We start from the raw sequence: 242 nt of genomic DNA, 5'->3' as shown, positions 1-242 counted from the left end.
AGACGCTTTATCTCTTGTGCAATAGAAGCGGCTTCCTGACTCCAGACACCGGCTAGCACTTTAACCATCTCATCGTAACCATCCTGAGTTTGCACTCCTTCCAGACGGAACGGACGTTTGATCAGTTGTCCCTGGTGGTTCAACAGCCACTCACCACTGACAATGACCTTGCCATCATAGCGACCGTTAAACTCCGTTACGGTAACATTGAGCGTGTCCTGGGCGCTTCCCAGAGGCTGGGA

At 52.1% G+C, this 242-nt stretch carries 1 protein-coding gene; it reads right to left on the bottom strand.

All coding sequences use genetic code 11. The features are described from left to right. Positions 1–242 (bottom strand): ABC-type transport auxiliary lipoprotein family protein (locus R0J88_RS22935; protein ID WP_410901307.1); only part of this gene is annotated, 242 nt, incomplete at both ends.

The sequence above is a fragment of the Pseudoalteromonas sp. SIMBA_162 genome, assembly GCF_046535955.1.
GTDB classification, from domain to species: Bacteria; Pseudomonadota; Gammaproteobacteria; order Enterobacterales; family Alteromonadaceae; genus Pseudoalteromonas; species Pseudoalteromonas marina.
This window is presented reverse-complemented; position numbering and strand designations above follow the sequence as displayed.